Source organism: Bacillus sp. FSL R5-0512 (assembly GCF_038593295.1).
GTDB classification, from domain to species: Bacteria; Bacillota; Bacilli; order Bacillales; family Bacillaceae; genus Bacillus; species Bacillus safensis.
The window spans coordinates 581,783-605,439 of the sequence record NZ_CP151982.1; the positions used below are offsets into that span (position 1 = coordinate 581,783).

The window sequence follows — 23,657 nt, forward strand, 5'->3', positions numbered from 1 at the left end:
TTTCGTCTTGTTTAGTTTTGAAGGATCATTCCTTCAAAACATGTCTCTAGCGAGACAGGATTGTTCTTTGAAAACTAGATAACAATAAGTAATACATTCACATTGAATGCAATGCAAAGTTCATCACACATAGTGATTCTTTCTAAAGTAAGAAATGGTTAAGTTAGAAAGGGCGCACGGTGGATGCCTTGGCACTAGGAGCCGATGAAGGACGGGACGAACACCGATATGCTTCGGGGAGCTGTAAGCAAGCTTTGATCCGGAGATTTCCGAATGGGGAAACCCACTGCTCGTAATGGAGTAGTATCCATACTTGAATACATAGAGTATGAGAAGGCATACCCGGGGAACTGAAACATCTAAGTACCCGGAGGAAGAGAAAGCAAATGCGATTCCCTGAGTAGCGGCGAGCGAAACGGGAACAGCCCAAACCAAGAGGCTTGCCTCTTGGGGTTGTAGGACACTCTATACGGAGTTACAAAGGAATGATATAAGCGAAGAGGTCTGGAAAGGCCCGCCAAAGAAGGTAACAGCCCTGTAACTGAAATATTGTTCTCTCCAGAGTGGATCCTGAGTACGGCGGAACACGTGAAATTCCGTCGGAATCCGGGAGGACCATCTCCCAAGGCTAAATACTCCCTAGTGACCGATAGTGAACCAGTACCGTGAGGGAAAGGTGAAAAGCACCCCGGAAGGGGAGTGAAATAGATCCTGAAACCGTGTGCCTACAAGTAGTCAGAGCCCGTTAACGGGTGATGGCGTGCCTTTTGTAGAATGAACCGGCGAGTTACGATCCCGTGCAAGGTTAAGCAGAAGATGCGGAGCCGCAGCGAAAGCGAGTCTGAATAGGGCGCATGAGTACGTGGTCGTAGACCCGAAACCAGGTGATCTACCCATGTCCAGGGTGAAGTTCAGGTAACACTGAATGGAGGCCCGAACCCACGCACGTTGAAAAGTGCGGGGATGAGGTGTGGGTAGGGGTGAAATGCCAATCGAACCTGGAGATAGCTGGTTCTCTCCGAAATAGCTTTAGGGCTAGCCTCAAGGTAAGAGTCTCGGAGGTAGAGCACTGATTGGACTAGGGGCCCCTACCGGGTTACCGAATTCAGTCAAACTCCGAATGCCGATGACTTATCCTTGGGAGTCAGACTGCGAGTGATAAGATCCGTAGTCGAAAGGGAAACAGCCCAGACCGCCAGCTAAGGTCCCAAAGTATACGTTAAGTGGAAAAGGATGTGGAGTTGCTTAGACAACCAGGATGTTGGCTTAGAAGCAGCCACCATTTAAAGAGTGCGTAATAGCTCACTGGTCGAGTGACTCTGCGCCGAAAATGTACCGGGGCTAAACGTATCACCGAAGCTGCGGACTGTTCTTACGAACAGTGGTAGGAGAGCGTTCTAAGGGCTGTGAAGCCAGACCGGAAGGACTGGTGGAGCGCTTAGAAGTGAGAATGCCGGTATGAGTAGCGAAAGACGGGTGAGAATCCCGTCCACCGAATGCCTAAGGTTTCCTGAGGAAGGCTCGTCCGCTCAGGGTTAGTCGGGACCTAAGCCGAGGCCGAAAGGCGTAGGCGATGGACAACAGGTTGATATTCCTGTACCACCTCCTCACCATTTGAGCAATGGGGGGACGCAGGAGGATAGGGTAAGCGCGGTATTGGATATCCGCGTCCAAGCAGTTAGGCTGGGAAATAGGCAAATCCGTTTCCCGTAAAGGCTGAGCTGTGATGGCGAGCGAAATTTAGTAGCGAAGTTCCTGATTCCACACTGCCAAGAAAAGCCTCTAGCGAGGTGAGAGGTGCCCGTACCGCAAACCGACACAGGTAGGCGAGGAGAGAATCCTAAGGTGATCGAGAGAACTCTCGTTAAGGAACTCGGCAAAATGACCCCGTAACTTCGGGAGAAGGGGTGCTTCTTAGGGTGTTAAAGCCCCGAGAAGCCGCAGTGAATAGGCCCAGGCGACTGTTTAGCAAAAACACAGGTCTCTGCGAAGCCGTAAGGCGAAGTATAGGGGCTGACGCCTGCCCGGTGCTGGAAGGTTAAGAGGAGCGCTTAGCGTAAGCGAAGGTGCGAATTGAAGCCCCAGTAAACGGCGGCCGTAACTATAACGGTCCTAAGGTAGCGAAATTCCTTGTCGGGTAAGTTCCGACCCGCACGAAAGGCGCAACGATCTGGGCACTGTCTCAACGAGAGACTCGGTGAAATTATAGTACCTGTGAAGATGCAGGTTACCCGCGACAGGACGGAAAGACCCCGTGGAGCTTTACTGCAGCCTGATATTGAATGTTGGTACAGCTTGTACAGGATAGGTAGGAGCCTTGGAAACCGGAGCGCTAGCTTCGGTGGAGGCATCGGTGGGATACTACCCTGGCTGTATTGACCTTCTAACCCGCTGCCCTTATCGGGCAGGGAGACAGTGTCAGGTGGGCAGTTTGACTGGGGCGGTCGCCTCCTAAAATGTAACGGAGGCGCCCAAAGGTTCCCTCAGAATGGTTGGAAATCATTCGCAGAGTGTAAAGGCACAAGGGAGCTTGACTGCGAGACCTACAAGTCGAGCAGGGACGAAAGTCGGGCTTAGTGATCCGGTGGTTCCGCATGGAAGGGCCATCGCTCAACGGATAAAAGCTACCCCGGGGATAACAGGCTTATCTCCCCCAAGAGTCCACATCGACGGGGAGGTTTGGCACCTCGATGTCGGCTCATCGCATCCTGGGGCTGTAGTCGGTCCCAAGGGTTGGGCTGTTCGCCCATTAAAGCGGTACGCGAGCTGGGTTCAGAACGTCGTGAGACAGTTCGGTCCCTATCCGTCGCGGGCGCAGGAAATTTGAGAGGAGCTGTCCTTAGTACGAGAGGACCGGGATGGACGCACCGCTGGTGTACCAGTTGTTCTGCCAAGGGCATCGCTGGGTAGCTATGTGCGGACGGGATAAGTGCTGAAAGCATCTAAGCATGAAGCCCCCCTCAAGATGAGATTTCCCATTCCGCAAGGAAGTAAGATCCCTGAAAGATGATCAGGTTGATAGGTCTGAGGTGGAAGCGTGGTGACACGTGGAGCTGACAGATACTAATAGATCGAGGACTTAACCTATATTCTAATGTGAAGCATGAACATTGTTATCTAGTTTTGAGAGAACATTCTCTCCATCAGGTTTGGTGGCGATAGCGAAGAGGTCACACCCGTTCCCATACCGAACACGGAAGTTAAGCTCTTCAGCGCCGATGGTAGTTGGGGGTTTCCCCCTGTGAGAGTAGGACGCCGCCAAGCTTGTTATCTTTATATCATCGCGGGGTGGAGCAGTTCGGTAGCTCGTCGGGCTCATAACCCGAAGGTCGCAGGTTCAAATCCTGCCCCCGCAACCAAAATGGTCCGGTAGTTCAGTTGGTTAGAATGCCTGCCTGTCACGCAGGAGGTCGCGGGTTCGAGTCCCGTCCGGACCGCCATTTTTATGACTTGTAAACGAAAACGTATAGTTTCGTTTTTTTTTATGTCTTTTTCTTTCTACAAGTGCCCAAGTTGCAATGAAATGATTTGTGTTTGGCTACACTATAAGAAAGAATAGATAGATTCCCTCAACTCAGCCTGGTTTTTTCACACCAGGCTTTCTTTATATCATTTTTAGTTGGAACTGAGACTTATATTCGCTACACTAATACTAACTGTGTTTGACCTCATGTCTACTTAACCAATTGATTGCAAGAAGGGGCTGTCTTTTTATGGATGAATTTGATCTTATTCGCCGAATCACACCAAAAGATACATATCAGCGCTCTTTGATCATGGGCATCGGTGATGATGCAAGTGTTTATCAACCTCATTCACATTGTGAAGAGGTCGTTTGTGTTGATACAATGGTGGAGCATGTTCATTTTCGTTTTGACTTTTCCACACCATTTGAAGTTGGCTTTAAGGCAGTGGCAGTCAATGTCAGTGATATCGCTGCAATGGGAGGGACCCCAAAGTATTATCTTGTTTCAATTGCGATCCCGCCTCATGGTGATGAGACAATCGTCACGGAACTTTACGAGGGAATGAAAGCGTTGGCTGACTCTTATCATATGGATTTGATTGGTGGAGATACAGTGGCCACCCGCAGTGACTTTGTCATTACCGTGACGGTGATTGGTGAGGTTTCAAAGGGAAAAGCTTGTTATCGTCACAGTGCGCAGACTGGAGACGTTGTCTTTGTCACAGGTGAACTCGGTTCATCAGCTGCTGGGTTATCAATCTTAAACAAAGCAGCCTCTTCTAAGGCGGTCGATACTGATTTTTTTCTTAAGCGTCATAAAATGCCTCAGCCTCATATTGCTGCTGGACACATTTGTTCAAGTTTCCCGCGTGTGACCTTGAATGATGTGAGTGATGGACTAGCGAGTGAGTTGAATGAAATAGCCGAAGCGAGCTGTGTGATGATCGAGATAGAAGCTGATAAGCTTCCAATTCATCCAGATCTACAGGTGCTCCGCAAAGACTGGCTTGAATGGGTTTTGTTTGGGGGAGAAGATTTTGTTTTGACTGGTACGATACCAGAATCTGATTGGGAAAGCTTTGAATCGCAATGTCAAAAAGAAGGCATTCAGATCACACGTATTGGACAAGTCAAAGATGATCAAGCAGCCAGTGTTATGTTAAAAGACAATGATCAACAAACAATGTTAATGAAAAAAGGATATAATCATTTTAAGAAATGAGGTGACATCACCGGTGAAATTAACATGGACGACAAAAGGTGCGGATGAGACGAAACGAATTGCCGCTGCTTTGGCCAAACTTGTGATGCCAGGCGATGTATTGACATTAGAAGGAGATTTAGGTGCAGGCAAAACCACTTTTTCAAAAGGTTTTGCGGAAGGCTTAGGAATTACCCGTATCGTCAACAGCCCCACCTTTACAATTATTAAAGAATATACCGATGGCAGACTGCCACTTTATCATATGGACGTGTATCGCATGGAAGATGCAGATGAAGAGATCGGACTCGAAGAATATTTTGAGGGTGAAGGTATATGCTTGGTTGAATGGGCACATCTTATTGAGCCTCAATTGCCTTCTTCCTATTTAAAAATAGAAATGCTGAGAACAGAACGTGAAGAAGAACGGCATCTCACGTTTGATGCAAAAGGGGAGCGTTATGAGACCCTTTGTAAGGAGATGAAAGAATTTGACCATACTGGCCATTGATACATCAAACCATACACTAGGAATTGCTCTTGTAAGAGATTTCACTGTGATTGGCGAGAGCATTACGTATTTAAAAAAGAACCATTCCGTCCGAGCGATGCCTACTGTTGAAGCATTGATGAAAGAATGTGGTGTATCACCAAGCGAACTAAGCAAAATCGTTGTAGCAAAAGGACCTGGTTCTTACACTGGCGTCAGAATCGGTGTTACCATCGCAAAAACACTTGCGTGGACGCTGTCTATCCCGATATCAGCTGTTTCGAGTTTAGAAACACTTGCGGCAAATGGCCAATATTTTGATGGATATATCTCACCTCTATTTGATGCGAGAAGAGGCCAAGTTTATACCGGACTATATATGTTTGAAAAGGGTAAGATCAAAGAGGTAGAACCAGATCAAAATATCCTGCTCACGGATTGGCTTCATGAACTGAAGCAGACAGGAAAGCCTGTTCTATTTCTTGGACAAGATGTACACCTTCATGAAGAGAGCATTCGCTCCATTTTAGGAGAAACGGCTGTGCTGGCAGAGGGGACATTTCATAACCCAAGACCTGCAGTGCTTGCATTTTTAGGCGCAGATCGTCCTGCTGAAGATGTCCATCAGCTTGTTCCTAACTATATTCGTTTGGCAGAAGCGGAAGTGAAATGGCTTGAAGGACAAAAATAATCTTAACCTAGCAGAGATTCGACAAATGACAGTAGCAGACATTCCAGAGGTGTATACGATTGAAGTGCATTCGTTTACAGCACCCTGGAAAAAGGAATCGTTTGTGTATGAGATTCTCCATAACCAATACAGTCATTATTTCCTCATTGAAGAAGATAAGAAGCCTGTTGGGTATTGCGGGGTCTGGATTGTCATGGACGATGCACAAATTACGAACATTGCGATTCTCCCTGAGCATAGAGGAAAAGGCTACGGGGAAGCATTGCTTCGATATGTCATGGAATTTTGCAAAGAAAAAAAGACAGATCATCTTTCTTTAGAGGTACGGGTTTCGAATACACCAGCACAATCCCTCTATGAAAAACTCGGTTTCAGACCAGCTTCTATTCGAAAGAATTATTATACGGATAATGGAGAAGATGCATTAGTCATGTGGGTGAATATAAATGAGTGAACAAACAGATCGATTTATATTAGGTATAGAAACAAGCTGCGATGAAACAGCTGCGTCCATTGTCAAAAATGGAAAGGAAATCGTGGCGAATGTGGTGGCCTCGCAAATAGACAGTCATAAACGATTTGGCGGTGTTGTACCCGAAATTGCTTCAAGGCATCATGTGGAGCAGATCACTATCGTATTAGAAGAAGTAATGGCACAGGCGGGTATGAGCTTTAAGGATTTAGATGCGATTGCTGTCACAGAAGGACCTGGCCTCGTCGGTGCTCTGCTGATTGGTGTCAATGCAGCAAAGGCACTGAGCTTTGCCCATCAAATTCCTCTTGTAGGTGTTCATCATATTGCAGGGCATATTTATGCAAACCAGCTTGTTGATGAATTGGAGTTTCCGTGTTTAGCTCTTGTTGTCTCTGGCGGACATACTGAGCTTGTTTTAATGAAGAAGCACGGATCTTTTGAGGTCATCGGAGAAACATTAGATGATGCAGCTGGAGAAGCGTACGATAAAGTGGCCCGGACGATGGGTCTCCCGTATCCAGGAGGACCTCACATTGATCGGTTAGCGCATGAAGGGGAGCCGACAATTAAGCTTCCTCGTGCATGGCTTGAAGAAGGGTCCTATCACTTTAGCTTCAGTGGTTTAAAATCAGCTGTGATCAACACCTTACACAATGCGTCACAAAAGGGTGAAACGATTGCCCCAGAGAATTTGGCCGCAAGTTTTCAAGCAAGCGTCATTGAGGTGCTTGTTGGGAAAACATTGAAAGCAGCAGAAGCCTATGGTGTGAAGCAAGTTGTTCTAGCTGGAGGAGTCGCTGCTAATAAAGGACTAAGAGAAGCTTTAACCTCAGCATTTACGAAGCTGCCAGACGTGAAGGTCATTATTCCGCCATTATCTCTTTGTACAGACAATGCAGCCATGATCGCTGCTGCTGGAACCGTTGCATTTGAAAAAGGAATCAGAGGCGATATGACGATGAATGGCCAGCCAGGGTTATCACTAGTCTCATATGAATGAAAACTCCTGTGGATTACAGGGGTTTTTTATTTTCTATGAAAGCGATTTATTCACATGCAAACGTTATATATCCACAATTGTTAGAAAATTTTGTTTTAAAATGAAGAGAGTGTGTATAAAAATGATCTTTTTTGTGGATATGTGATTAAAACTCTGTGGATAAAGTGGATAAGTCCAAAGTGTTTAAGAATAATCAAGAAGTTATTGTGGGTATCGTTGTGGATAATAAATTTTCATTGAAAGAAAAAAGAGTACCCTTAGGGCACTCTTTAAGCTTCTGACAGCTCTTCCCACTCCACAAAAAGTGATTCCAGCTCTTGATTGAGCGTATCATTTTCTGTTTGAATGTCTTGGACCTTCTCGTGATCTTGAAAAATTTCAGGATCACATAGAAGTTTTTCATTTTCACTGAGCTTTTCTTCAATGACAGCAATGCGTTCTTCAATTTCTTCGATTCTGCGCTGCTTTTGTCTTTCTTTCTTTTTCAGCTCTTTTTCTTCCGCATAAGAAAGCTTTGCCTTTTCTGCTTGCTGTGCAGCTTGTATTTTAAGCGGTTCATTTTCTTGAAGTGCCTCCAGCTCTAGTTGTTCATTTTTCTTTTCAAGATAGTAATCATAATCACCGAGATATTCTCTTGTTTCTGTAGGCGAAAGCTCAAATACTTTCGTGGCGAGACGATTGATAAAATAACGATCATGCGAGACAAATAAGATGGTTCCTGGATAATCAATTAGTGCATTCTCTAAAATTTCCTTACTATCTAAGTCCAGATGGTTTGTAGGCTCATCGAGAATAAGAAAGTTGGCTTTTTGGAGCATCAGCTTTGCTAGTGCAAGGCGTGCTTTTTCTCCACCGCTTAATGCATGGACAGGCTTTAAAACGTCATCACCGGAAAATAGGAAGTTTCCTAAACATGTCCGAATTTCTTTTTCATTCATATGAGGATAATCATCCCAAAGCTCATTGAGCACTTTTTTCGAGGATGTCAGTTTGGCTTGCTCTTGGTCATAGTAGCCGATCGTGACATGAGATCCAAAAGTGATCTCGCCTTTTACTGGTGTTAATGTGTTTGTTAACGTTTTTAAAAGGGTTGATTTCCCGATCCCGTTAGGACCAATGAGTGCCACACTATCCTCTCGTTTAATCTGAAAAGAAAGAGAGGATAGGAGCGGTGTTTTTTCATCATAACGAATATCGAGATCATGCACCTTCAGCACATCATTGCCGCTTTGTCTCGTAATATCAAAATGAAAGTTTGCGGATTTTTCGTCTCCTAAAGGCTTATCTAAACGATCCATCCGTTCGAGCTGCTTGCGTCTGCTTTGAGCGCGCTTTGTGGTCGAGGCTCTTGCCAGGTTGCGATCCACGAAATCCTGAAGCTTTGAGATCTCTTCTTGCTGCTTTTCGTAGAGTTTCATATCACGCTCTAGCTGCTCTGCTTTCAGCTCAAGATACTTACTATAGTTTCCTGCAAACTTTTTCATCGAAGTTCTTGAGACTTCATAGACGTGGTTTACGACTTTGTCTAAGAAATAGCGGTCATGGGACACGATGAGAATGGCACCTGTATAATTTTGCAAATACTGCTCCAGCCATGATAAGGTATCAATATCTAAATGGTTGGTCGGCTCATCCAAAATTAAGAGTTCTGGTTTCATTAATAAGAGCTTTCCAAGCGCTAGACGGGTTTTCTGGCCGCCGCTTAAGGATTGGACGGTTGTCTCATCTTCAAAATGACTAAAGCCGAGTCCATGAAGAATGGAGCGGACATCTGCTTCATATTGATAGCCGCCTTGATCTTTAAATTCCTGCTGAAGCCTGTCATAGGTTTTCATAAGGGCATCCAGCTCAGAACCTGTGGAGGAAGCCATTTTCTCCTCAATGGTTCTCATCTCTTGTTCCATCTCTTTTAAATGATCAAAAACCGATAATAATTCGTCTTTTAACGTACGTGTAGACGTCACATCGGTATGCTGTGCTAAATAGCCGATCGATAGGTCTTTTGGTTTGATGATCTCACCTTGCTCGTAAGACATTTGACCGGCAATGATTTTCAAAAGCGTGGATTTGCCTGCGCCGTTACGACCTACAATGGCAATGCGATCCCTTGCTTTGACTTCCAATTTTATATTCGTTAAAACGGTATCAGCGCCAAACGATTTGGACAGCTGATTCACTTGTAGAATCATCATGTAACTTCACCTCTGCTATAATATGTTAAGTGTAGCTTATCAGCAGTAAACCGGCAAATGTTACATACAATCGCCATATTCAAATGAAAGACAGATAGGAAAAAATAGTGTATCATTTGAGTGAGGGAGCGTTGAAAGATGAGTCAATTTAGCCACTTTAACGAACAGGGAAGAGCAAAGATGGTCGACATTAGTGACAAATCGTCTACAGTGAGAACCGCCGTTGCTGTTTCAAGTGTTCGTATGATAAAAGAAGTGTTTCATAAAATAGAGCAGCGTGAAATTGGAAAAGGGGATGTGCTGTCGGTTGCACAGGTTGCTGGTATCATGGCAGCAAAGCAAACATCTACCATCATTCCAATGTGTCATCCGCTTGCACTAAAAGGCGTGGATATCTCCTTTAATTGGGAGGAAGACGGAAATGCGCACATCCTGAACATACAAGTACAGGTAAAAACAAAAGGAAGTACGGGTGTGGAGATGGAAGCGCTCACTTCTGCTTCAGTATGTGCACTGACCGTTTACGACATGTGTAAAGCGATTGATAAAGGCATGATCATCGGTCCTACCTATCTAATTGAAAAGACAGGCGGGAAAAATGGTGATTTTCACAGAGCATCTGATATTTAAGTTGGAGGACCTTATATGAATATAGATCAGTCAAAAATTCCACAAGCGACAGCCAAACGTTTGCCGCTATATTACCGTTTTTTAAAAAATCTGCATGCATCAGGAAAACAAAGGGTGTCATCGGCAGAGCTTAGTGATGCAGTCAAAGTGGATTCTGCCACCATTCGCCGAGATTTTTCGTACTTTGGTGCACTTGGGAAGAAAGGGTATGGCTATAATGTCGATTATCTCTTGACCTTCTTCAGAAAGACCCTTGACCAAGATGAAATGACCAATGTCATGCTCATCGGTGTCGGGAATTTAGGGACTGCTTTTTTACACTATAATTTCATAAAAAATAATAATACAAAAATTTCAATGGCTTTTGACGTCAATGAGAGTAAAATAGGAAGTGAGATAGGCGGCGTGCCTGTCTATGATTTGGATAAGCTTGAAGAGCATGTTCAAGAGGTAGGAGATATACCTGTGGCGATTTTGACAGTACCTGCCGTAGCAGCTCAATCCATTACAGATCGTTTGATTGCCCTTGGCATCAAAGGAATCCTTAACTTTACGCCGGCTCGATTGAATGTGCCGGAACACATTCGAATTCATCATATAGATTTGGCGGTTGAACTTCAGTCTCTTGTGTATTTCTTAAAGCATTACTCTGTTACGCAGGAGGACTGACGAAAAGGGGTAAAGGGGGTGGAGCAAATGGGTCCGATCGGTCCTGGGAGTTTGATTCTGATTGCGATTGTAGCGCTCATTATTTTTGGGCCGAAAAAGCTTCCTGAATTAGGAAGAGCAGCAGGAGATACATTACGTGAATTCAAAAATGCCACAAAAGGCTTAGCTGATGATCAGGAAGAAAAAAAGAAAAAAGAAGATCAGTAGAATAGGATGAGCTTCATGAATGTCAAAGATATGCCGCTTATGGAGCATATTGTGGAACTGCGAAAACGCTTAGTGATCATTGCGATGTTTTTTGTCGCCTTTATGGTGGCTGGTTTTTTTCTCGCTAAGCCGGTCATTGTGTATTTACAAAATACCGATGAAGCGGCAACACTCACGCTGAACGCATTTAAGCTTACAGATCCACTGTACGTGTTTATGCAGTTCGCATTTGTCATTGCTTTGGTTTTGACGTGTCCCGTTATTTTATATCAGCTGTGGGCGTTTGTGAGTCCTGGCTTATATGAAAAAGAAAGAAAGGTGACACTTGCTTACATTCCGATTGCACTGCTTTTATTTTTGAGCGGTGTGGCTTTCTCTTATTTTATTTTGTTTCCGTTTGTCGTCGACTTTATGATGCGAATGTCGAATGATTTAAATGTAGAGCAAGTCATTGGGATTCATGAGTATTTTACATTTCTGATGCAGTTAACACTTCCATTTGGCTTTTTGTTTCAGATGCCCGTCGTGTTGATGTTTCTCACAAGACTTGGCATCATCACACCGATGTTTTTATCAAAAATACGGAAGTATGCCTATTTTGTCCTCCTTGTCATTGCCGCACTCATTACACCGCCAGAGCTTGTTTCTCACCTCATGGTCACCTTGCCAATGCTCGTTTTATACGAAGTGAGCATTATCATTTCAAGAGTGACCTACCGCAAAATGCAGCAAACAGAGGAGAAAGAAAAACATTATGTTTCATAAAAAAGCATCGTGATCCAATGAGGGATCACGATGCTTTTTCTATTGTGAAAGAAATTGATTGATCGCGTGAAAGAGGTGCTCATAGTAGGCGGGCTCATGCGGGACAAAATTATGAACCCCTACTTCGATGCTTTCCTCATATCGTTTTCCGTTTGCATCAACTTTAAAGCCCTCGATTCGAATTCTTTCGCATGTTCCTGTTAAAAGCTGCTGTGCATCAAGCAGCTTTGCTCTGTACAGACCAGCGACTTCTTCTTTTTGTAGATGAACGTCCATGTGCTCTTCTTGATTCATATAAATGGACACATGGCAGAACTCACGGTCAATGAACGAAGGCATATGGATTTCATCCTGTATGACACCTGCAAAGGTGAGGTCCTCAAAAGGGATAGAAAGACCAAGCTCTTCTTCTACCTCTCTCAAGCCATCAGAAGGCTGTTCATCTGCAAGAAGGTGACCCGCTGCTGTGATATCAAAAAGAGATGGAAAGTCCTTTTTTGCGGGACTTCTTAGCTGAAAATAGAGATACACGGTGCCATGCTCCTTTTTGAGAAGCCAGAAATGAAATGTTTCATGCCAAAGGCCTTGGGCGTGGACATCTGAACGAGCGGCAGCTCCAATCGTTTCATGCTGATCATTGAATATACGAAGTTTTTCATGTTCCATGAAGATACGTCCTCCATAAAAAAACCATTTTCCAAACGCGGAAAATGGTTTTTCATTTATTTTTGCTGCTGTTTTTTGAGTTTGACAGAGAAGGCAAACATTTTAAGCGCGATATTGATATTATAGGCCGCAAACACCATCAGCAAAATGCTGTAAAATGACCACATGTCACCTGGGTTTTGAATGGCCATATAGGTGAAAGCGACACCTACGGCAAAATAAATGATGCCCCATACGACTGGGTTTCTCATGAGAAAAAGCCTCCAATAATCATTTGCATGGTTTGAGATTGTTCTTCAATCATTTTTTTCACTGGCTCAATCTGCACAAGAACGACAAGTGAATTCATCAGCATGTGAGCGCCGATTGGAACAATGATTCGTTTTGTTTTCGCATATAAAAAGGCAAAGGTAAAGCCCATTGCGGTATAGAGCAAGATATGGGGAAAATCATAGTGTACAGCAGCAAAAACCACTGAACTGGCAAGTGCTCCAATGAAAAAATTCGTTTTTTCATAAATCACACCAAAGATGATTTTACGGAAAATGATTTCCTCTAAGATTGGACCAATCAGGGCGATGACGATCACAAGCCAAGGAACGGCATCCATAATGGATAAAATGGTTTGCGTATTTTCTGACTCACGGCCAATGCCGAATGCATATTGTTCAATCGCCCCCGCAATTGATTGTGCAAAGAGGGAAAGAAAGAAACCGCCAATGATCCATGCGATAGCAGAACCGATTGAAACTGGCGCTTCATTTCGCAGTGAAGCTTTTGGGACGGTTCGAAGGATGAGCAGAATAATGATCAATCCGATACAAAAACTGATGATTGTCCACGTTCCTGATAATTTTGAAAGCTCTGTTTGAGTCATCGGTGATTGAATGAATCCCAGCCACTTCATAATGAGCACATAAGGAAACGCAGAAACCTGCACCAATATATACGTTAAGATGATGTACCAATATTGTTTTTTCAAGTAACGAAAACCCCTTTACTAAAAGAACTAGATTTATTGTAACACAAGTCTCCTTTTTCGATGAAAAGGAAAGAATCTGAGATCAAAAAAGATCGTGAAAGCGTAAAAATTTTTAAAGGTTTTTACTTGAAATTGCAGAAGACATTCTTTATTATAATAAATGTGTTAGCACTCGCTGGTGATGAGTGCTAAAAAAGACTACATATAAAAATTGAGGAGGTTGTTTCTTATGTTAAAGCCATTAGGCGATCGCGTAATCATTGAACTCGTTGAATCTGAGGAAAAAACCGCTAGCGGTATTGTTTTACCGGATTCTGCAAAAGAAAAACCGCAAGAAGGTAAAATTGTTGCAGCAGGTTCAGGGCGTGTACTTGAAAGTGGTGAGCGCGTTGCGTTAGAAGTAAGCACAGGCGACCGCATTATCTTCTCAAAATATGCAGGCACTGAAGTGAAATATGAAGGCAAAGAATATTTAATCCTTCGTGAGAGCGACATTTTAGCTGTTATTGGCTAATCACATAAAAAATTGAGATAAATTTTTAAAAAGACTGAGGAGGTTTCGTTATTATGGCAAAAGATATTAAGTTCAGTGAAGAAGCACGTCGCGCGATGTTACGCGGTGTAGATGCACTTGCAGATGCTGTAAAAGTAACTTTAGGACCTAAAGGACGTAACGTGGTTCTTGAGAAAAAATTCGGTTCTCCACTTATCACAAATGATGGTGTAACGATTGCAAAAGAAATCGAATTAGAAGATGCATTTGAAAACATGGGTGCAAAACTTGTGGCTGAAGTTGCAAGCAAAACAAACGACGTAGCTGGTGACGGTACTACGACTGCAACAGTTCTAGCTCAAGCGATGATCCGTGAAGGTCTGAAAAACGTAACAGCTGGTGCAAACCCTGTTGGCGTGCGTAAAGGGATCGAAGAAGCAGTGAAAGTAGCACTTGAAGGCTTGCACGAGATTTCTAAACCAATCGAAGGCAAAGAATCAATTGCTCAAGTTGCGGCTATTTCTGCAGCAGATGAAGAAGTTGGAAGCCTAATCGCAGAAGCAATGGAACGCGTAGGTAACGACGGAGTTATCACAATTGAAGAATCTAAAGGATTCACAACTGAGCTAGAAGTGGTTGAAGGTATGCAATTTGACCGCGGATATGCTTCACCATACATGGTGACTGATTCTGATAAGATGGAAGCAGTTCTTGAAAATCCTTACATCTTAATCACAGATAAAAAGATCACAAACATTCAAGAAATCCTTCCTGTACTTGAGCAAGTTGTACAACAAGGAAAACCATTATTGCTTATTGCTGAAGATGTAGAAGGCGAAGCACTTGCAACTCTTGTTGTGAACAAACTTCGTGGTACATTCAACGCAGTAGCAGTAAAAGCACCTGGATTCGGTGATCGTCGTAAAGCAATGCTTGAAGACATCTCTGTTCTAACTGGCGGAGAATTAATCACAGAAGATCTAGGACTTGACCTGAAATCAACTGAAATCGGTCAGCTTGGCCGCGCGTCTAAAGTTGTTGTGACAAAAGAAAACACAACAATCGTTGAAGGTTCAGGAGATTCTGCTCAAATCGCAGCACGTGTGAACCAAATCCGTGCACAAGTAGAAGAAACAACTTCTGAATTCGATAAAGAAAAATTACAAGAACGTCTTGCAAAACTAGCTGGCGGCGTCGCTGTCATCAAAGTTGGTGCTGCAACTGAAACAGAACTAAAAGAGCGTAAACTACGCATCGAGGATGCACTGAACTCAACTCGCGCAGCAGTTGAAGAAGGTATCGTATCCGGTGGTGGTACAGCACTTGTGAATGTATACAACAAAGTCGCTTCAATCGAAGCCGATGGTGACGTTCAAACAGGTGTAAACATCGTTCTACGTTCTCTTGAAGAGCCAATTCGTCAAATCGCTCACAACGCAGGTCTTGAAGGATCCGTTATCGTTGAGCGCTTGAAAAACGAAGAAATTGGCGTAGGCTTCAACGCAGCAACAAACGAATGGGTAAACATGATCGAAAAAGGAATCGTTGACCCAACAAAAGTAACTCGCTCTGCACTTCAAAACGCAGCTTCTGTAGCAGCAATGCTTCTAACAACTGAAGCAGTCGTTGCTGACAAACCAGAAGAAGGCGGCTCAGGCGGCGGAATGCCAGATATGGGCGGCATGGGTGGAATGGGCGGAATGATGTAACACCCTCGAAAACCCCTTGAAATATAGGGGTTTTTGTTATGTCTTCATGAATTTGATCACATGCAATAAAAAGTATCAGGGCTGCTGAATTGAAACCTTTACTGCTTTTCAACCGTTAAAATAAGAGCAAGTGATTTCATGGGTTTTTACCCGATACGGTATTTTAAAAAGGAAAGCGGTGATCATATGGGCTTCACTACATGGGTAGCGATTATTGTTGCACTGGCCGTTGTGTTTGGAGTGTTTGGATCAAAGAAGCGTGATAAATAAAAAACCCACTTCCAATTGGAGGGTGGGTTTTTTATTGCAAATACAACATTAATTGGTTATACTAATTTTAGTTGTTTGTTGTAAATGCAACAAAAGGAGTCGAGGTACATGAAAGAGATTTTGCGGGAGATCGGCGTGATTGCTCGCGCGCTTGATTCCATAAGTAATATTGAATTTAAAGAGTACGATTTAACGAAGGGGCAGTATTTGTATCTTGTGCGTATTTGTGAGGAGCCTGGTATCATTCAGGAAAAGCTGGCGGAAATGATTAAGGTGGATCGAACTACGGCGGCTCGGGCTATCAAAAAGCTAGAACTGCATGGGTTTATTGAGAAAAAAGAGGATCGTGTGAATAAAAAAATCAAAAAGCTGTTTCCAACTGAAAAAGGGGAAACGGTCTACCCAATGATCAAACGAGAACATGATTATTCGAATCAAGTGGCGCTCAGTGGGTTTTCTGAGGAAGAAGCGGAACAGATTTATGAGTATCTTCTAAGGGTGCGAAAGAATATAGAAAAAGACTGGGAAGATGTGAAAAAAGGGATAAAGAGAAGCTACTAATTAATAAGGAGGGCGACTTTATGACCGTCAATTTCATTCGGTGCAATGTACAACATGTAAAGGAGCTACAGAAAATAGGGATCAATACGTTTAAAGAAACCTTTTTGGATCAAAACAAAGTGGAACATATCGAAGCTTACGTGAAGACAGCTTTTCACCTAAACCAGCTGTTAAAGGAATTACAGCACCCTTCTTCACAGTTTTATTTTGTTCAAGTGAATGGGGAAGTAGCTGGTTATTTGAAGATCAATATGAATGATGCCCAATCAGAAGAGATGGGGAGTGACGCGTTAGAGATTGAAAGAATTTATATCAAGCAGTCCTTTCAAAAGCAAGGATTAGGCAAATATTTAATCGATCAAGCCATTGAAATTGCGAAAAATCATCATAAACGGGATGTTTGGCTTGGGGTGTGGGAGCACAATAGAGCGGCCATCGCTTTCTATCAAAAGCATGGGTTTGTTCAAACAGGGGTGCACGCCTTTCTCATGGGGGACGAAGAGCAAATGGATTTCATTATGACCAAAACTTTGAGCTGATCAAAAAGGAGGAAGGGTACATGCATATCCCATCATTTTTTCGAGTGAAAGATATGGAGAAAATCAAATCATTTATTCAATCTCATTCATTTGCAACAGTTGTGACGACATCGAATAGAAAGCCCATTGCGACACATATTCCGGTGAGTTTTCATCAAGTTGACGATTCGTATGTGATCTCAGGGCATATGGCGATTGGGAATCCTCAGTGGAAAACGTTTGAAGAGAGCGAGAAGACGCTCGTCATCTTTCAAGGGCCGCATGCCTACATATCCTCTTCATGGTATGAAAAAGAAGCAGTACCAACATGGAATTACCAGGCTGTTCATGTTTATGGAAAGGCGGAACTGCTTGAAAAATCGGAACTGGTTAAGGAATTAACCACAATGCTGGAGACATACGAAACTCGCAGAGAACAGCCGGTGTTATGGGATACGTTGTCTGAGGAACTGTTAGAGAAGCAAATGAAAGGCATTGTAGGCTTTAAGATCATCATTGATGAAGTTCAGGCTGCTTTCAAATTAAGCCAAAATCGCCACGAAAGGGATTATATCCGCATCATTGAACAGCTCGAAGCAGAGGGTGAAGTGGAAATGGCTGAGGCGATGAAAGAAAGATTATAGGAAGTATGAGAAAAGCACTCTTATGATCAAGAGTGTTTTTTTGTTTTCAGAGATATGAGATATCTTGGCTTATAATGTCACATTTTCTTTAAAATTACATAAAAAAATCCACTATTTCCATTAAAGATCAGATCAATTCCTTATAATAAAGGTATCTGAGAATGGGGAGTGAGTCGAGATGGACCAAAACTTGCTGCAAATGAATCAAGTAAGATCAGAGGACGAATTAGCGGTTGTGAATATTTCTTCTACAGAGATTGGTGCGCTATCAAAAGAAACAGCGGAGCGGATTTTACAAGCAAAGGATACGGATTATATTCATCAACTGATGTATGTTCCGATTGAAAAGAAAGAAGATTTGAATTGGTTGATTCAAAGTGTCAGAGAGGCGTTAGACGATGAGGATGAAGATGACGCTGCACTTGAATTCGCTGATTTGCTCTATTTCTTTGTCATTCCGTTATATGAGGAGTATATAATGAGAGATCATCATTTGTATGAGTGTTTAGAGGATTTACTGGAACGATTAGCATCAAGGGCTCACTCAGATATTCACGCACTGGTCAATGTTATGAGAGACGATTTAACCGAGATGAACATTAAAAAAAGCTTGTAGAGTGATTCTCTACAAGCTTTTATTTATAAGAAAATCCATCAAGCAGTTATTGGGCTCTTTCCCAGGTGATTCTTGTTTCATTGGTTGTTTTCTTTCCCTTTGCCAGCACCTTGCCGTTTTCTTGTTTCACGGTGATGTTTAGGTCATAAAAGGAATAGAGGGCGCCGAGGCTGTCATTTTCCGGTTTATGCAGATTGTTTTCTTTTTCAGTTGATGCTCCAATGGCCAGCGTTTTTGCAAAGTTTAAACCGATGACTTCAGCGTAATCACTATTGGTATCAGAGGAAGCCGTTACGTTTAAAGAAATGATTTTTTTCTTTTGATCAACGGTGATGTCAGTGTCTTTGATGAGCTTAGACTGCTCCATCACTTCTTTCGTTTCCTTTTGAATGCGTTCATTAATCGTTGGAAGAGCTTTAGATTCTGGTTTTTGTTCTTTTGTCGTATTTGAGCAAGCTGCTAGAATGGAGAGACTTGCAACTAGACTCATGAAAACAAGTAGACTTTTTTTCACGTTCGTTCTCCTTTTTTCGTCGAATGTTGTATGTTTATGTTACCACGAATCCTTGTTTTGATTAAAAGAGAAGTGTTGATAAGCTGTGAACAATAAAAAGCACCCAATGGAGGGTGCTTTTTTCTTATTGTGCTGAAAGGCTTGTACTTAATGGGATAGAAGAAATGACGGTGAATTTAGGAGCTGCGGCACCGGATTCTAAATTTTTACGTAAAAGTGACGATTTGATTGACCCGTCCCAATTTTTATAGACACTTCCTGATGTATTTGCACGAAGCTGTACATTCGAAAAGCTTGCTTGTGAATAGCTGTTTGTTCCATTATCCTGTACGCCATGTACCATTTTGACAACATCAAGGTTTTTCAGACGGCTAGGGTTGTAAACAGGCTGCTTATAGCGCAATTTCCCATTGACATATAGTGACACCGTCCCATCACCATTGTTGATGAGCTTTAAGTTGACCCGTGCGCCATCTTTAATACTTGTATCGTATTCGCTGTTCCAGTATTTACTGCCGCCTTGTGAGCCGCTGCCCAGAAAAACCTTATAGCCAGAAGACGTTTTTGAAATACCGCTCTCTACAACAGCAGAGCCGAGACCGAGATACCAGTCCGCATAGCCATTTTTAATGGTGGCTGTTTTCGGCAGGACAATATCAGCAGAGATACCTGACCATTTGGCTTCATCTGTTTGCGTCACAATGGCGCCGTGACGAGGACTAGCCGCTGAGGCAGGAAGACTTGAAAACATCAAAACGAAGGCCAAACTTACAATCAAAACGGTGAAACACTTTTTCATGAAAATTCCTCCTTAAATTTGATTCTCTTTTATTATATAAAATGAAAGAGGGGGGCTGCTTACAATGTTCTGGCTGTTTATGGTAGTATTTATGAACTTTATCGGTCATAAAGTGGTCAACTTGTATTTGAATTGTAATGTGTCTGTAAAATAACTGGGTTCATCTTCATGTATAATGAGTGCAGAAACCAAAAACGGAGGATTCCTTAATGAATAAAAAGCTTATCACGACAATCGTAACAGTAGCTAGTTTATTTTTAGCATTCAGTTTCTCACATGGAGCAAGTGCAAAAAAAGTAAGCGGCAATATTACTTGGTACAATGGTGTCGGCAAAAAAGGCGCAGATGGAAAAAAACTCGGTCATTGGGATGCAGCAACTAAAATGGGCTTTGACGTACCGAAAAAAGGTACAAAACTAAGAGTGACAACAAAAGCGAAACCACATAAAGTGATTACAGTATATAAATATGATGTAGGCAGAATGCCAAATGCTGTATTAGACGTAAGTCCAAAAGCATTCAAAGCACTTGGGTATAAAACAAGTAAAGGTGTCGTAAAAGGGCATTACACTTATTAATACATAGGCATGCAAAGAAGCGGGAAAAGTTCATTTTCTGGCTTCTTTTCTTGTAGAGAGGGTCTGAAAGGCAATGAAAAAATCAACATGGTGGATCATCACAGTTATTGGCGTCGCAGTGATTGCGGCAGTTCTTTTCTTCATGATGAAGCCTGGGCAAGAGGCGAAACATGCAGGGAAAGTCAAAACAAATCAAGATGCAAAAGACGAATTGCTCGTTTCATTTACAGATCAAAATTTAAACAATACTTATTACTTGCATGATCGGGCGCTTCATACGGAGAAACTGACAGCATATCCTTCGATTGCTTATGATTCTACGAAACAAGTTTTATATTACACGTATACGGATGAAGACACGCAAAAGGTGAGTATTCGGGAATTAAATGTGAAATCTGAAGAAGAAAAAACACTGTTTACGAGTGATGATTCCATCGACAGTATGAGGCTGTCTGGTGACGGAAAGAAGTTATTTCTAAGGTATAACAAGGATTCTGGAGAGCAATTTTTTGTCGCGTCTTTTGATTTGAACACACACAAAATGAAGGGGCTGTATCCAGAAAAAAGCAAGGATGATACGGTGAGTTCTTTTGCATATGATCCGACTTCAAATGATTTGGCGATTCAGCATTATTCTTTAAAAGAAGATTATCAAAAAACCGATGAAGCGAATGAAAAGGGAATAGATCCTGAACCAACGACCATGAAGATCACCCTTCAAACAGGTGAGAAGGGGAAACGCATTGCACGTATCTCACAAACGATCAATGATATTTCATTTTCTCCAGATCATAAGAAATTGATTTATACAGAAGTAAAGGTTCGTAAAGAAAAAGAAATATCCTCGATTAAGATGCTTGATGTAGAAACAGGAAAAACGACGACACTCGTTAAAAACAGCCAGGATGTTCATATTTTAAGTGCTGCACAGCCGCAATTTTCTACGGACGGGTCGTCTGTTTATTTCTTAGGTGTTGCAAAAAACGCAAAAGAATTAAAGGATGACACCGGACGAAAGGCGAAGGTAAGAACGATTTTTGAATACAATATGAAGAAGAAAACAGTGGAAGCCGCTTGGGAGAAGGATGGCGGAATCGTTAACAATTTCACTGTCAATCGATAAAGGAAACGTTCAGTTATTTATATAACTGGACGTTTTTTTATTTTGTCACTTGAAATGCTGGAGAAATGGTGGATTTATAGAAGGAAAATCAGTTATTAAGCAGGGATACGAGGGCTATTTTCATATTTTACTTATGTGACAGAAGAAAAGAAAAAGAGTAGTATGAGTGAACATAAAAAAACGAGAGGACTGATGACATCTCGTTTTCTCTGTTTTATTTGTTTTCATCTAATAAGTTCTGAAAGATAAACAGGGCATTAATGGAGTGAGGGAATCCAGCAACCTTTGTACAGTGTTTAATAATCTCCATAATCTCTATGACAGAAAGTCCAATATGTAATGCTTGTTCAAAATGAGTCTTTAAGTCTTCTTCACAATCGCCTTTTGTGATGAGGGAAGATAATGTGCTGATGGCCTTTTGTTTTTCATCTAATATGAAGTGATTGAATTCTTTTTGTTCACTGAGTTCAATGGTTAGTTGTTCAATGTTTGAGCGAATGCTCTCGTTCTCATGAATTGAAAGCTTCTCTCTGTTACCTGCCGCTGTTTCTTGTTTGACCTGGCAAGTCTCTTTTTCTTCATTCAAATTGAACTCCTCCGTTTTTTATCGCAATTTTCCATTTGTTCGTTCATTATGGCTTATGTGCCTTTTGATAGATGTAATGGGTATATAGTAGTATTATCGGTTTGCTGCGTCAACTTTTTAAGTATGGAACGCTCTTCAAAGGAATGATTCTTGCGATTTATTTTTCCATTTTGAAATGGATCATAAAAGGGCTAATGAATGGATGTCCGTTAGCCCCTTTGTAATCAGCAGTTTCATAAGTTCTACGCATTCAGTGGAAGAGTGGTTTCATTTTTACTGAATGATATCCATCGGCCTCATCATGTCATAATCTTCATGTTCTAAAATATGACAATGCCACACATATCGGCCGCTGTATGGAACAAATCGAGCAACGATCCGAATGACTTCACCTGCATGCGCCTGAATGGTGTCCTTGTAGCCTTGTTCATGTAAAGGAGGCGCTTCGTTTGGTCCTGTATACACGATTTCTCCTGTCGATTGATAGACTTCTGTATCAAATGGCCTTCTGTCTAAAACCCTAAATTGAACAAGATGCAAATGAATAGGGTGTGTCCCTCTGGTTGGATTGACGATAGACCAAACCTCTAGACTGCCAAGACGAGGATTTTCTGTGACAGGGTCATTCCAAAATTGGTTATCGAGCAATAGGATAGGGCGGCCGTATTTATCCTGCGTGCCGGTAAGTGTGAGTGTACGCTCTCTATCAGCTCGACTTGGCCGAAGCGGTGGCAGCGGTTTGAAAATCGGACGTAATGTTTTAGGTACTCTCCCTTTTAGTGGACGTGTGACTTTGAATTGCATAATGTTCGCATCTGTTTCAGGATTCACATCCTGTCCGCAGCCGGCTGTATTTTTGAGAGTGATCGTTTTGTTTTCGTAAGCTGAAAAGTCGATGATGACATCGAAACGTTCAGCAGGCGCGATGCTAAAGGATTGATGGCGAACGGGTCTTGGCAAAAAGCCCCCATCGGAACCGATTTGCAAGATTGTAGCGTCGTTATCTAGATGCAGCTCGTAAGTTCTAGTATTGGACGCATTTAAAATACGAAAACGGTATTTTCGCGGCTCTACTTCTAAATATGGCCATACTTTTCCATTGACTAAGATCGTTTCTCCACAAAAAAAGGGCACGATGGATGGGTCTGGAATGTCACTGTCCTCTGGCGTGTCGTTTGGTCTGCTAGGATAAAACAGTGAGCCATCCTCCTGAAACGTACGGTCCATAATCATCAAAGGAATGTCATAGTCATCTTTCGGCAGCTCTAAAGACTTTTCAAATGCATCTGAGATCAAATAAAACCCAGCTAAACCGGCGTACACATTTAGTCGTGTCAGTGCCATTGCATGATCGTGATACCACAATGTGCAGGCTTGCTGATGATTTGGATAGACGTAAGTCTCTCTTTCAAAAAAAGGACCGGTTGCTTCAAAGTCCCGTGAAAACCAGGCCTCTGGGTAGCCGTCACTGCTTGCTGGTGTGACGCCGCCATGCAGATGAACGACTGTTTTCACCTCTGGTTCATCGTGATGACCGGAGTGGATGGTGTGATCGACAGGCAGAAAATGTTTCAATGGCAATTTGTTCATCCATTTCACTTTGACCTTTTCATTTCGATTGGCTTTAATGGTTGGACCAGGCAAGCTGCCATTATAGGTCCATAGCTTGGTGGGTGGCAGGTCTCTATGAACTTTTAAGAATACCTCCTCCATAGCAATTTCATAATACGTTTGTCTTGGGTTCTTTTTGACGGGCTTCGCGACTTCTGGAATTGGAAGCTCGTCAACAAATTTTTCTAGGTTCATGTTGAC

Annotated in this window: 26 protein-coding genes, 2 tRNA genes and 2 rRNA genes; 22 read left to right on the forward strand and 8 right to left on the reverse strand. The window is 42.6% G+C overall.

Annotated features, from left to right (window positions below):
- Positions 1-156: 156 nt before the first annotated feature.
- From NSQ25_RS02890 to tsaD, 9 genes are all read left to right on the forward strand, one after another.
- A 23S ribosomal RNA gene (locus tag NSQ25_RS02890) occupies positions 157-3,087 on the forward strand.
- Between the two features lie 61 nt (positions 3,088-3,148).
- A 5S ribosomal RNA gene (gene rrf / locus NSQ25_RS02895) occupies positions 3,149-3,264 on the forward strand.
- Positions 3,265-3,282: 18 nt separating this feature from the next.
- Positions 3,283-3,359: transfer RNA gene (locus tag NSQ25_RS02900), tRNA-Met, on the forward strand.
- Positions 3,360-3,363: 4 nt separating this feature from the next.
- A tRNA-Asp gene (locus NSQ25_RS02905) sits at positions 3,364-3,440 on the forward strand.
- A 273-nt stretch (positions 3,441-3,713) separates the two neighbouring features.
- Positions 3,714-4,688, forward strand: coding sequence for a thiamine-phosphate kinase (gene thiL / locus NSQ25_RS02910; RefSeq protein WP_252050132.1), 975 nt, complete (start codon positions 3,714-3,716; stop codon positions 4,686-4,688).
- A 13-nt stretch (positions 4,689-4,701) separates the two neighbouring features.
- Positions 4,702-5,178 (forward strand): tRNA (adenosine(37)-N6)-threonylcarbamoyltransferase complex ATPase subunit type 1 TsaE, encoded by a 477-nt coding sequence (gene tsaE / locus NSQ25_RS02915; protein WP_034283027.1) that lies wholly within the window; start codon positions 4,702-4,704, stop codon positions 5,176-5,178.
- Positions 5,159-5,848: a tRNA (adenosine(37)-N6)-threonylcarbamoyltransferase complex dimerization subunit type 1 TsaB gene (gene tsaB, locus NSQ25_RS02920; protein WP_024426737.1), complete on the forward strand. Its 690-nt coding sequence runs from the start codon at positions 5,159-5,161 to the stop codon at positions 5,846-5,848. The genes tsaE and tsaB overlap by 20 nt, the downstream gene beginning before the upstream one ends.
- A 25-nt stretch (positions 5,849-5,873) precedes the next feature.
- Complete coding sequence (gene rimI / locus NSQ25_RS02925) at positions 5,874-6,302, forward strand: ribosomal protein S18-alanine N-acetyltransferase (RefSeq protein ID WP_024426736.1); 429 nt, start codon at positions 5,874-5,876, stop codon at positions 6,300-6,302.
- Entirely contained in the window at positions 6,295-7,323 is a 1,029-nt protein-coding gene (gene tsaD, locus NSQ25_RS02930) for a tRNA (adenosine(37)-N6)-threonylcarbamoyltransferase complex transferase subunit TsaD (RefSeq protein WP_061110552.1), read from the forward strand. The genes rimI and tsaD overlap by 8 nt, the downstream gene beginning before the upstream one ends.
- A 269-nt stretch (positions 7,324-7,592) precedes the next feature.
- On the opposite strand, the gene NSQ25_RS02935 is transcribed toward tsaD, so the two are convergent.
- Positions 7,593-9,515 carry an ABC-F family ATP-binding cassette domain-containing protein gene (locus tag NSQ25_RS02935; RefSeq protein WP_061110551.1) on the reverse strand — a complete coding sequence of 641 codons (1,923 nt, stop codon included), beginning with the start codon at positions 9,513-9,515 and terminating at the stop codon, positions 7,593-7,595.
- Positions 9,516-9,653: 138 nt separating this feature from the next.
- Here NSQ25_RS02935 and moaC point away from each other — a divergent pair, with 138 nt between their 5' ends.
- The 4 genes from moaC to tatC are packed head-to-tail and all read left to right on the forward strand — an operon-like array spanning position 9,654 to position 11,786.
- Positions 9,654-10,145, forward strand: a complete 492-nt coding sequence (moaC, locus tag NSQ25_RS02940) for a cyclic pyranopterin monophosphate synthase MoaC (protein ID WP_041115989.1) — start codon at positions 9,654-9,656, stop codon at positions 10,143-10,145.
- A gap of 15 nt (positions 10,146-10,160) precedes the next feature.
- Complete coding sequence (locus NSQ25_RS02945) at positions 10,161-10,814, forward strand: redox-sensing transcriptional repressor Rex (protein WP_008355687.1); 654 nt, start codon at positions 10,161-10,163, stop codon at positions 10,812-10,814.
- 27 nt (positions 10,815-10,841) lie between these two features.
- Positions 10,842-11,021: a twin-arginine translocase TatA/TatE family subunit gene (locus tag NSQ25_RS02950; protein WP_008355689.1), complete on the forward strand. Its 180-nt coding sequence runs from the start codon at positions 10,842-10,844 to the stop codon at positions 11,019-11,021.
- Positions 11,022-11,027: 6 nt separating this feature from the next.
- Entirely contained in the window at positions 11,028-11,786 is a 759-nt protein-coding gene (gene tatC, locus NSQ25_RS02955) for a twin-arginine translocase subunit TatC (RefSeq protein WP_098676753.1), read from the forward strand.
- A 39-nt stretch (positions 11,787-11,825) separates the two neighbouring features.
- Here tatC and NSQ25_RS02960 read toward each other — a convergent pair whose 3' ends face one another.
- From NSQ25_RS02960 to NSQ25_RS02970, 3 genes are read right to left on the reverse strand one after another with little or no spacing between them, the layout of a single operon-like run.
- On the reverse strand, positions 11,826-12,452 hold the full coding sequence (locus NSQ25_RS02960) for an NUDIX domain-containing protein (RefSeq protein WP_326136774.1): 627 nt from the start codon (positions 12,450-12,452) through the stop codon (positions 11,826-11,828).
- A gap of 56 nt (positions 12,453-12,508) precedes the next feature.
- Positions 12,509-12,703 carry a YdiK family protein gene (locus NSQ25_RS02965; protein ID WP_003213897.1) on the reverse strand — a complete coding sequence of 65 codons (195 nt, stop codon included), beginning with the start codon at positions 12,701-12,703 and terminating at the stop codon, positions 12,509-12,511.
- A complete protein-coding gene (locus tag NSQ25_RS02970) occupies positions 12,700-13,434 on the reverse strand; it encodes a CPBP family intramembrane glutamic endopeptidase (protein WP_024424466.1) in 735 nt (244 codons plus the stop codon). The genes NSQ25_RS02965 and NSQ25_RS02970 overlap by 4 nt, the downstream gene beginning before the upstream one ends.
- Before the next feature lie 229 nt (positions 13,435-13,663).
- Here NSQ25_RS02970 and groES point away from each other — a divergent pair, with 229 nt between their 5' ends.
- From groES to NSQ25_RS03005, 7 genes are all read left to right on the forward strand, one after another.
- On the forward strand, positions 13,664-13,948 hold the full coding sequence (groES, locus tag NSQ25_RS02975) for a co-chaperone GroES (protein ID WP_024426730.1): 285 nt from the start codon (positions 13,664-13,666) through the stop codon (positions 13,946-13,948).
- A 53-nt stretch (positions 13,949-14,001) separates the two neighbouring features.
- Positions 14,002-15,636: a chaperonin GroEL gene (gene groL, locus NSQ25_RS02980; RefSeq protein WP_024424467.1), complete on the forward strand. Its 1,635-nt coding sequence runs from the start codon at positions 14,002-14,004 to the stop codon at positions 15,634-15,636.
- Positions 15,637-15,774: 138 nt separating this feature from the next.
- Positions 15,775-15,906, forward strand: a complete 132-nt coding sequence (locus tag NSQ25_RS02985; RefSeq protein ID WP_267542898.1) for a hypothetical protein — start codon at positions 15,775-15,777, stop codon at positions 15,904-15,906.
- A 108-nt stretch (positions 15,907-16,014) separates the two neighbouring features.
- A complete protein-coding gene (locus NSQ25_RS02990) occupies positions 16,015-16,467 on the forward strand; it encodes a MarR family transcriptional regulator (protein ID WP_041116013.1) in 453 nt (150 codons plus the stop codon).
- A 20-nt stretch (positions 16,468-16,487) separates the two neighbouring features.
- Positions 16,488-17,006: a GNAT family N-acetyltransferase gene (locus tag NSQ25_RS02995; protein WP_111927678.1), complete on the forward strand. Its 519-nt coding sequence runs from the start codon at positions 16,488-16,490 to the stop codon at positions 17,004-17,006.
- 20 nt (positions 17,007-17,026) lie between these two features.
- On the forward strand, positions 17,027-17,629 hold the full coding sequence (locus NSQ25_RS03000; protein WP_326136772.1) for an FMN-binding negative transcriptional regulator: 603 nt from the start codon (positions 17,027-17,029) through the stop codon (positions 17,627-17,629).
- 178 nt (positions 17,630-17,807) lie between these two features.
- A complete protein-coding gene (locus NSQ25_RS03005) occupies positions 17,808-18,245 on the forward strand; it encodes a hypothetical protein (protein ID WP_280806500.1) in 438 nt (145 codons plus the stop codon).
- Positions 18,246-18,291: 46 nt separating this feature from the next.
- On the opposite strand, the gene NSQ25_RS03010 is transcribed toward NSQ25_RS03005, so the two are convergent.
- Both NSQ25_RS03010 and NSQ25_RS03015 read right to left on the reverse strand, forming a co-directional pair.
- The gene (locus NSQ25_RS03010; RefSeq protein ID WP_252050198.1) at positions 18,292-18,759 is read right to left on the reverse strand and encodes a hypothetical protein; all 468 of its coding nucleotides are present in this window, start codon (positions 18,757-18,759) and stop codon (positions 18,292-18,294) included.
- A gap of 124 nt (positions 18,760-18,883) precedes the next feature.
- Positions 18,884-19,558 (reverse strand): hypothetical protein, encoded by a 675-nt coding sequence (locus NSQ25_RS03015; RefSeq protein WP_024424477.1) that lies wholly within the window; start codon positions 19,556-19,558, stop codon positions 18,884-18,886.
- Positions 19,559-19,767: 209 nt separating this feature from the next.
- On the opposite strand from NSQ25_RS03015, the gene NSQ25_RS03020 reads away from it, so the two are divergent.
- Together NSQ25_RS03020 and NSQ25_RS03025 are read left to right on the forward strand one after the other, a co-directional pair.
- Complete coding sequence (locus tag NSQ25_RS03020; RefSeq protein ID WP_024424478.1) at positions 19,768-20,136, forward strand: RlpA-like double-psi beta-barrel domain-containing protein; 369 nt, start codon at positions 19,768-19,770, stop codon at positions 20,134-20,136.
- Positions 20,137-20,209: 73 nt separating this feature from the next.
- Entirely contained in the window at positions 20,210-21,259 is a 1,050-nt protein-coding gene (locus NSQ25_RS03025) for a hypothetical protein (RefSeq protein WP_326136771.1), read from the forward strand.
- A gap of 214 nt (positions 21,260-21,473) precedes the next feature.
- Here the strand turns inward: NSQ25_RS03025 and NSQ25_RS03030 are convergent, their stop codons facing one another.
- Positions 21,474-21,845 (reverse strand): carboxymuconolactone decarboxylase family protein, encoded by a 372-nt coding sequence (locus NSQ25_RS03030; RefSeq protein WP_034282883.1) that lies wholly within the window; start codon positions 21,843-21,845, stop codon positions 21,474-21,476.
- Between the two features lie 273 nt (positions 21,846-22,118).
- Positions 22,119-23,651, reverse strand: a complete 1,533-nt coding sequence (locus NSQ25_RS03035; RefSeq protein ID WP_034282881.1) for a multicopper oxidase domain-containing protein — start codon at positions 23,649-23,651, stop codon at positions 22,119-22,121.
- Positions 23,652-23,657: the final 6 nt, after the last annotated feature.

Coding starts and splice junctions, on each gene's coding strand:
- tsaD (WP_061110552.1), top strand. CDS start 6,295: ATGAGTGAACAAACAGATCGATTTATATTAGGTATAGAAACAAGCTGC.
- NSQ25_RS02945 (WP_008355687.1), top strand. CDS start 10,161: ATGAATATAGATCAGTCAAAAATTCCACAAGCGACAGCCAAACGTTTG.
- NSQ25_RS02960 (WP_326136774.1), bottom strand. CDS start 12,452: ATGGAACATGAAAAACTTCGTATATTCAATGATCAGCATGAAACGATT.
- rimI (WP_024426736.1), top strand. CDS start 5,874: ATGACAGTAGCAGACATTCCAGAGGTGTATACGATTGAAGTGCATTCG.
- NSQ25_RS03025 (WP_326136771.1), top strand. CDS start 20,210: ATGAAAAAATCAACATGGTGGATCATCACAGTTATTGGCGTCGCAGTG.
- NSQ25_RS03005 (WP_280806500.1), top strand. CDS start 17,808: ATGGACCAAAACTTGCTGCAAATGAATCAAGTAAGATCAGAGGACGAA.
- tatC (WP_098676753.1), top strand. CDS start 11,028: ATGAGCTTCATGAATGTCAAAGATATGCCGCTTATGGAGCATATTGTG.
- NSQ25_RS02985 (WP_267542898.1), top strand. CDS start 15,775: ATGGGTTTTTACCCGATACGGTATTTTAAAAAGGAAAGCGGTGATCAT.
- NSQ25_RS02935 (WP_061110551.1), bottom strand. CDS start 9,515: ATGATGATTCTACAAGTGAATCAGCTGTCCAAATCGTTTGGCGCTGAT.
- NSQ25_RS02990 (WP_041116013.1), top strand. CDS start 16,015: ATGAAAGAGATTTTGCGGGAGATCGGCGTGATTGCTCGCGCGCTTGAT.
- thiL (WP_252050132.1), top strand. CDS start 3,714: ATGGATGAATTTGATCTTATTCGCCGAATCACACCAAAAGATACATAT.
- NSQ25_RS02950 (WP_008355689.1), top strand. CDS start 10,842: ATGGGTCCGATCGGTCCTGGGAGTTTGATTCTGATTGCGATTGTAGCG.
- groL (WP_024424467.1), top strand. CDS start 14,002: ATGGCAAAAGATATTAAGTTCAGTGAAGAAGCACGTCGCGCGATGTTA.
- NSQ25_RS03015 (WP_024424477.1), bottom strand. CDS start 19,558: ATGAAAAAGTGTTTCACCGTTTTGATTGTAAGTTTGGCCTTCGTTTTG.
- moaC (WP_041115989.1), top strand. CDS start 9,654: ATGAGTCAATTTAGCCACTTTAACGAACAGGGAAGAGCAAAGATGGTC.
- NSQ25_RS02995 (WP_111927678.1), top strand. CDS start 16,488: ATGACCGTCAATTTCATTCGGTGCAATGTACAACATGTAAAGGAGCTA.
- NSQ25_RS03035 (WP_034282881.1), bottom strand. CDS start 23,651: ATGAACCTAGAAAAATTTGTTGACGAGCTTCCAATTCCAGAAGTCGCG.
- NSQ25_RS03020 (WP_024424478.1), top strand. CDS start 19,768: ATGAATAAAAAGCTTATCACGACAATCGTAACAGTAGCTAGTTTATTT.
- NSQ25_RS03000 (WP_326136772.1), top strand. CDS start 17,027: ATGCATATCCCATCATTTTTTCGAGTGAAAGATATGGAGAAAATCAAA.
- groES (WP_024426730.1), top strand. CDS start 13,664: ATGTTAAAGCCATTAGGCGATCGCGTAATCATTGAACTCGTTGAATCT.
- NSQ25_RS02965 (WP_003213897.1), bottom strand. CDS start 12,703: ATGAGAAACCCAGTCGTATGGGGCATCATTTATTTTGCCGTAGGTGTC.